This is a genomic window from Pedobacter sp. 05L430, from assembly GCF_056397585.1.
In genome coordinates this window covers 1-7,022 of sequence record NZ_JBFTNT010000301.1, presented here as the reverse complement: position 1 = coordinate 7,022, position 7,022 = coordinate 1, and the positions used below count along the sequence as shown (strand labels likewise).

The 7,022-nt window shown below is 38.6% G+C and carries 5 protein-coding genes; 1 reads left to right on the top strand and 4 read right to left on the bottom strand.

The window, feature by feature from the left end; all coding sequences use genetic code 11:
• From AC1DG9_RS23055 to AC1DG9_RS23045, 3 genes are all read right to left on the bottom strand, one after another.
• The coding region (locus AC1DG9_RS23055; RefSeq protein WP_477635316.1) for a sodium:solute symporter family transporter at positions 1–404 on the bottom strand (404 nt) is incomplete at its 3' end.
• Between the two features lie 22 nt (positions 405–426).
• Positions 427–1,755, bottom strand: coding sequence for a xylose isomerase (gene xylA / locus AC1DG9_RS23050; protein ID WP_288884107.1), 1,329 nt, complete (start codon positions 1,753–1,755; stop codon positions 427–429).
• A 9-nt stretch (positions 1,756–1,764) separates the two neighbouring features.
• Positions 1,765–3,252 carry a xylulokinase gene (locus AC1DG9_RS23045; RefSeq protein ID WP_477635315.1) on the bottom strand — a complete coding sequence of 496 codons (1,488 nt, stop codon included), beginning with the start codon at positions 3,250–3,252 and terminating at the stop codon, positions 1,765–1,767.
• Positions 3,253–3,556: 304 nt separating this feature from the next.
• Between AC1DG9_RS23045 and AC1DG9_RS23040 the strand changes: the two genes are divergently transcribed.
• Positions 3,557–4,600, top strand: coding sequence for a LacI family DNA-binding transcriptional regulator (locus tag AC1DG9_RS23040; protein WP_477635314.1), 1,044 nt, complete (start codon positions 3,557–3,559; stop codon positions 4,598–4,600).
• 3 nt (positions 4,601–4,603) lie between these two features.
• On the opposite strand, the gene AC1DG9_RS23035 is transcribed toward AC1DG9_RS23040, so the two are convergent.
• Positions 4,604–6,934, bottom strand: a complete 2,331-nt coding sequence (locus AC1DG9_RS23035) for a galactose oxidase (protein ID WP_477635313.1) — start codon at positions 6,932–6,934, stop codon at positions 4,604–4,606.
• Positions 6,935–7,022 lie beyond the last annotated feature (88 nt).

The window sequence follows — 7,022 nt, the reverse complement described above, 5'->3', positions numbered from 1 at the left end:
ACGTATAATAACAGCCAGAAAATAGCCATAATCATTGCTACAGTACCATTGTAACGTTGGTTTAAGAACTGTGGCATGGTGTATATCTTGTTTTTTAGATATACCGGTATAAAAAATACCGCCACAATTATTAAGGTAACGGCTGCCATCCACTCGTAGGTAGCAATTGCAAGTCCCATCTTAAACCCTGATCCGCTCATTCCAATAAACTGCTCAGCAGAAATATTGGAGGCAATAAGGGAAGCTCCTATTGCCCACCAGGTAAGTGAATCTTTGGCCAAAAAGAAATCTTTAGAGTTCTCCTTATGAGCCTTTTTTTGTCTATAAACCCACCATCCGTAAAGCGCAACGATCAGAAAATAAATCAGGAAAACTGCATAGTCTAATGCGCCCAGTGTTTTCATAAATTCCGGTTAATCGCTGAATTTAAATGTGCCTGTTGATTAAGTTTTCAAGGAATTCTTGTCTGCCACTTAGTGTTTGTGGCTCGCCATTCTGAATTGCATAATCTCGCAGATCTTCAAGACTTAAATTACCGTTTTCAAACTCTTTTCCTTTACCGTTATCAAAAGATGCATATCTGTCTGTTCTGATTTTTTTATAGTCAGAGTTTTGAAGTATGTCGTCAGCAACGATCAGTGCACGGGCAAACATATCCATACCCCCAATATGTGCATAGAACAAATCAGCCTGATCAGTAGAGTTTCTGCGGATTTTGGCATCAAAGTTTATTCCACCACGACTAAAGCCGCCTGCTTCAAGAATGATCAGCATAGATTCAACCAGTTCGTTAATGTTATTTGGGAACTGATCTGTATCCCAGCCATTTTGATAATCTCCACGGTTGGCATCAATAGATCCAAGTAGACCTGCATCTGCAGCTACTTGTAATTCGTGCTGGAAGGTATGACCGGCTAGGGTTGCATGGTTTACTTCAAGGTTTAATTTAAAATCGCCAAGAAGGTCATATTTTTGAAGGAAGCCTAAAACAGTTGCTGCATCATAATCGTATTGATGTTTAGTAGGCTCACATGGTTTTGGCTCAATCAAGAATGTACCATTAAATCCATTCTTTCTGGCATAGTCTTTTGCAGTATGAAGGAAACGTGCAAGATGCTCCTGCTCTCTCTTCATATCGGTATTTAATAGCGACATGTATCCTTCACGACCGCCCCAGAATACATAATTCTCTCCACCTAATGCAATGGTTGCATCAAGAGCAGCTTTTACCTGGGCAGCACCATGTGTTAATACATGAAAATCAGGATTTGTTGCTGCACCGTTCATATATCTTCTGTGCGAGAACAGATTCGCAGTACCCCATAATAATTTTACGCCTGTTTCATCTTGTTTCTGACGAGCATAATCTACCAAAGCTTGCAGTCTTCTTTCGTTTTCTTTGATGTCGTTACCGTAATCTACCATATCTACGTCATGGAAGCAGTAATATGGAATACTTAACTTGGTTAAAAACTCAAATGCTGCATCCATTTTATCTTTAGCACGTTCTACAGGATCGCTTTTTTGGTTCCAAGGAAAAATATGGCTTGCTTCGCCAAAAGGATCGGCACCGTTACCACAGAATGAATGCCAGTAAGCACCGGCGAAACGAAGGTGATCTTTAAGTGTTTTCCCAGCCACAATCCTTTCAGGATCATACCATTTAAATGCCAGAGGATTGTCGCTTTCACGTCCCTCGAAGTTAACCTTACCGATATTTTTAAAAAATTCGTTATTCAAAGTGTTTACGCTCATGTTGATTTTTTATTTATTTAATGATTCTAATTGTTGTTCAAGAAGTTTTTTCCAGGTTTGATATTCATCCTCCAGTCTCTCATTGGTTGGTTCTACCAGCTTAACAGGCTTTTTATTACTAAATGCCTCGCTAACCGTTTTAAAAATGTTTGCTCCAATACCGGCACCTACAGCAGCACCGTAACTACCGTCGTTCTCATAAAGTTCCACCGGCACGCCTGTTACGTTTACAAAGGTTTGAGAGAAAATATCACTCATAAAAAGATTTGACCTTCCTGCTCTGATTACAGATGGCTRCATTCCGTTTTCTCGAAGGATATCTAATCCATAACGGAATGAGAATGCTATTCCTTCTTGTACTGCGCGGAATATATGTGCCTGTGTATGCAGGTTAAGGTCTATTTGCTGTAAATGTGCACCTACAAGTTTATTATTCAGCATACGCTCTGCTCCATTGCCAAAAGGAAGAACATAAAGTCCGTTGCTTCCTGCAGCGATCTTACTTGCTGCATTATTCATGGCAACATAGTCTATTGACGAGCCCATTAGGTTTTTAGCCCATCGGTTCATACTTCCTGTTCCATTAATGCAAAGCAAAACGCCTAAACGCTGATCCTGAGCGGTATGATTTACGTGCGCAAATGTATTTACACGTGATTGTTTGTCGTAAAGTAACTGATCAGTAACGCCATAAATAACTCCTGATGTTCCAGCAGTTGCAGCTACTTCGCCTGGTTGTGTTACATTTAATGAAAGGGCATTGTTTGGCTGATCTCCTGCTTTATAAGCTACTGGAATACCTGCCCTTAAACCTAGCTTTTCGGCAATCGATTCCTTTACTTGTCCGTGTTCAGAAAACACTGGTTTTATCTCCGGAATTATGCTTGAAGAAAAACCAAACTGCTCCATAATATCAGTAGAAATTCCGTTGGCTTTAAAGTCCCAAAGTATCCCTTCTGATAAGGCAGAATTACTGGTAGTAACCTCTCCGGTAAGCTTCATTGAGATAAAATCTCCGGGCAGCATCATCTTGGCTACTTTACTATAGGTTTCGGGTTCGTTCTTTTTAACCCAGGCCAGTTTTGAGGCGGTAAAGTTACCGGGCGAGTTAAGCATACGGCTCAAAACCTGTTCTTTTCCTAAAGCGTTAAATGCCTCTTCCCCGGTTTCTACGGCCCTGCTGTCGCACCATATAATACTGTTTCTCAGGCTGTTTTGCGCTCCATCTACAATAACAAGTCCGTGCATCTGATAAGCTATACCAATGGCCGAAATGTCTAACGGATTGTATTTACCCTTACTATTACAGTTTAGTATGGCTTGCTGAACATGTTCCCACCACATATCTGGCGACTGCTCTGCCCACCCTGATTTTAGAGAAATAATCTCTGATTCACTATCCGGATATTGTGCACTTGCAAGAATGTCGCCGGACGYAACATCAACTACCGAAACTTTGACAGATGATGTTCCTACATCAATACCTAATAGCAGCATGTTTTCTTTATATATTTGGGTTGAATTAAAATATTAGTATTTGATTRAACGAAATTAGTAAAATATTTAATTTAAGCAATCGATTGCGATAAAAATATTTTATCATATTTACTCGCTTAATAAATTGTACTATTGCACAGGGTCGTCATAGATGTTGCACCTGGTCATCTCGACAATAGGAGAGATTTCTTGGTTATGCCAGTTCAAGACATCTCTCCTATTGTCGAGATGACGGGCAGCTTTAAACAATCTGAAAAAAGAGCAATGGACAAACAATGAACCAAATAAAAAACAAGATATACTGATGAAAAATCAGAAAAGGACAACGATTTATGATATTGCGAAGAAACTAAATTTAAATGCTTCTTCTGTTTCCAGGGCTTTAAGTAATAACAGTAATGTTAGTGAAGCAACCCGGAAACTAATTTTAGATACTGCCAAGGAATTAAATTACAAACAAAATAGCCTGGCAYCAAACCTAAGGAAAGGCCATAATCAGACCATTGGGGTTATTGTGCCGCGCATTAATCAAAATTACTTTGCTGATGTGATTGCCGGTATCGAGGAGGTTACTTATCAAAAAGGTTATAACCTGGTAATTTGCCAATCAAACGAATCTTCTGCAAGAGAGGTTAAATGTGTAAACACCTTAATTAACCAGCATGTGAGTTGTATCGTAATTTCCCTTAGTGCTGATTTTGAAGACGATAAACACCTTCAAACCATTAAGGAACATGGTATTCCACTAATCCAATTTGACAGGGTAGCAGAACATCTGGACACATTTAAAGTGCTGAACGACAACGAACAAGCTTCTATAGACGCAGTAAGTCATTTAATTGAGCAAGGTTATAAAAGAATTGCATTGCTTGAAGGCCCGCAAAATCTGAATATTTTCAGACAAAGGAAAGCAGGTTATCTTGCTGCGTTAAAAAAATATAAGGTTCCGGTGTTACCAGAACTAATTAAAGAAAATGCCTGGACAAAAGAACTGGGAGCTGAATCAACTAAAGAATTACTAAATCTTGCTGAACCACCCGATGCAATATTTGCTTCTACTTCCGATTTCTCTGCTCTGGGTGTTTTGGAAGTAGCCACCAAGATGGGATTAAAAGTTCCTGAGGAATTAGGTATATGCGGTTATTCAAATGAGGCCTTTACCGAAATAACCAGCCCTTCTATTACTACTATAGACCAGTACAGTGTAAGCATGGGTAAAACAATTGCAAACCTATATTTTCAGGAAATAGAATCTTCAGAAAAAGACAACAACCCTAAGATTGTAAGTATAAAACCAAAACTGATTGTTAGGTCGTCAACATTGAGAAACAAAACCGAAGGTTATTAAGGTTTATTCAAGTATTTCCTGAAAGCTGTGTTTAAACTCTTCGCCATATATAGCCTTATACTCTTTGTTAAAGGTTTCGAATTTAGTTTTGGCTAATGAGTGTTTTCCTAAATGGACCAGGGCTTTACACTTTATGATCATCGCTTCTTCATTTACCGGATCAAAATAGAATACATAATTGGCCAGATTGCCTTTACTGCTTACAATGTTCAGGTACTCACTATAATCTATTTTTACCTTAGTATCGTCAAAGTCTATCTTCCAGTATCCGGTTTGTTTAGAGATCTGACAACCGTCCATTTTTTCAAGAATGACCTTTAACTTCGCGATATTCACTGATCTGTTGTTCCTTGCACTATCTGCTGTTTTATCAAACCAGAGAATTTCTGTTAGCTTCTCAGAACTAATGCCCCTGCCCCACTTAATGGTATAAACCAGAACTACCAGAAATAACTCTCTTAATAAGGGAGAAAAGTACTTGGTAATGTCTTCCCCTTCCTTATCAAAAAGCTGAAGGTCGCCAAATAGGAAAATGGTATTTTCATGTTGCTCCACCACTGTTTCTACAGCTGAGGGTTCATCAACAAGCGGTTGCAATTTAACCTTAACAAACCGCTTTCTTTTCCAACGGTATATTACAAGCCCGGTAATGATTAGCACTGGCAAAAGAAATAGCAAATACTTTGCTGGCTTCCAGGACAGGCCTTTTGTTGAAGCGGCATAGGCAGCTTCGGGAGGGCCCGACAAAGTATATACTTTAACAGAGGTCGTATTATTCTTCTCTTCATGGAACAATACCACAGCTACAAACTTTTTACTTGCAGGGCAGTAAAATAAGTCTGCAAAGGAATAAATATCATGAAAAGGATAAGGAATTGAATTGCCTACCAGCTTATATGTAGGCGAATGTAATGATCCTTCGATAAGTTGAAGAGAAGAATTAAAGCTATTATTTGGGAAGGTTAAGGCAAAGTAGGTGTCTTCTTTTTCATTGATCACCATTGAGTTTGCAAAAGCAAATTCTTCGGCAGGGGGTGCCAATTCAAATATCTTTTTAAATGTTTTATGCTTAACATCATAAAAATTAAGGTCATAAATATTTTTAGGATTTAATATTTGTTGGCCGGTTGCGCTTCCATACCCGCCTAGTATATAAGCTCCGTCTTTTACTGCACCCAGCGCAGAAAGGTATCTTGGCGTAAAATCGCCCGAAGCTTTAATAGTCGTCCATTTCTTATCAGGAAAATGATAACGTTCAATACTTCGTCTGTAAGTATATTGGCCATAGCCTCCTACCATATACAATGACGAATCAACTGCCGAATAGAACTTATTAGGGTGCCAGTAATTGGTTATAACATCAGGAGTGATATAATTTTTATCCCAGGTTTTGTTGGCAAAATTAAAATCGACAACAAGTTTTTGATCTATATAAAAATTGAACAGTTTATCGGCACCTGCATCATAGATTGACTGATTACCGGCAAATAAACGTTGTTTACCCGAAGAGTAGCCCATGTAGGATAAACCGTTTGAAACAACATTATAAGTAATTAATGAATCTTCGGTAACTACATATAAGCTTTCCTTTTTAGCATTTAGAGCTACACTTGCAAGCCCCTTAACACTAAAAGTTTTAACCAACTCCCAATCGTGATGCATCTTCTTTATCCAGATAGGATTTATGACCAGTCCGTCCTTTCCTTTTATTTTTTCGGTAACCTTTGTTCCACCCTTTTCATCCAAAGGCCAATAATAACTAACCTTATCATTCTCTGTGATTCTCACATCTTTTATGTTCATTGGAGGGACATCTTTTACGCTGAAGTCTTTGTAGTTGTTGGCCCCTAGAAATATTTTATAGCAGTTATTCTTAAAGCTAACCTTTTGCTTATAATATTTACCATCGGCAAACATGATAAGCTCCTGGCGGTCAACGTCAAATTTAAGCTTCAGGGTATGCCAGTTCTTATAGAGCTTATTGGTATCAATATCAAAAGCGATATCAGATATCTTATCTCCTACTATAAGCTTAAAGTGCTTATTCTCGTCGAAACTCATGTCGTAAATAAGGTCTATGTTGCGCTTCTCCTGGTCAATTAATCTAAAAATATAACCAAAGTGATCTGCATAGCCAGGCATAAATGACAGGTCAAATGATAATTCAAAACTACGATCAAAACATAACGGACGCTCGGGGCTAAGATCAAGTGCTGTTCTTTTGTCCTGAACTACTTCGTGTCCGGCAAACCCAAGTCCGTACGACTGGCTGTAAACGGGCGCCGATGCAATAAGCAGTACCAGTAAAAAAGCAGTGTAAAATTTTAATCCCATAGTATTTTTAATCTTAACCTCTATTGCTTCGGAATAATGGAACACGCCTTTTAAACTTGTTTTCAACTGTGGGGAAAATCATAAGGTG

Coding starts and splice junctions, on each gene's coding strand:
- xylA (WP_288884107.1), bottom strand. CDS start 1,755: ATGAGCGTAAACACTTTGAATAACGAATTTTTTAAAAATATCGGTAAG.
- AC1DG9_RS23035 (WP_477635313.1), bottom strand. CDS start 6,934: ATGGGATTAAAATTTTACACTGCTTTTTTACTGGTACTGCTTATTGCA.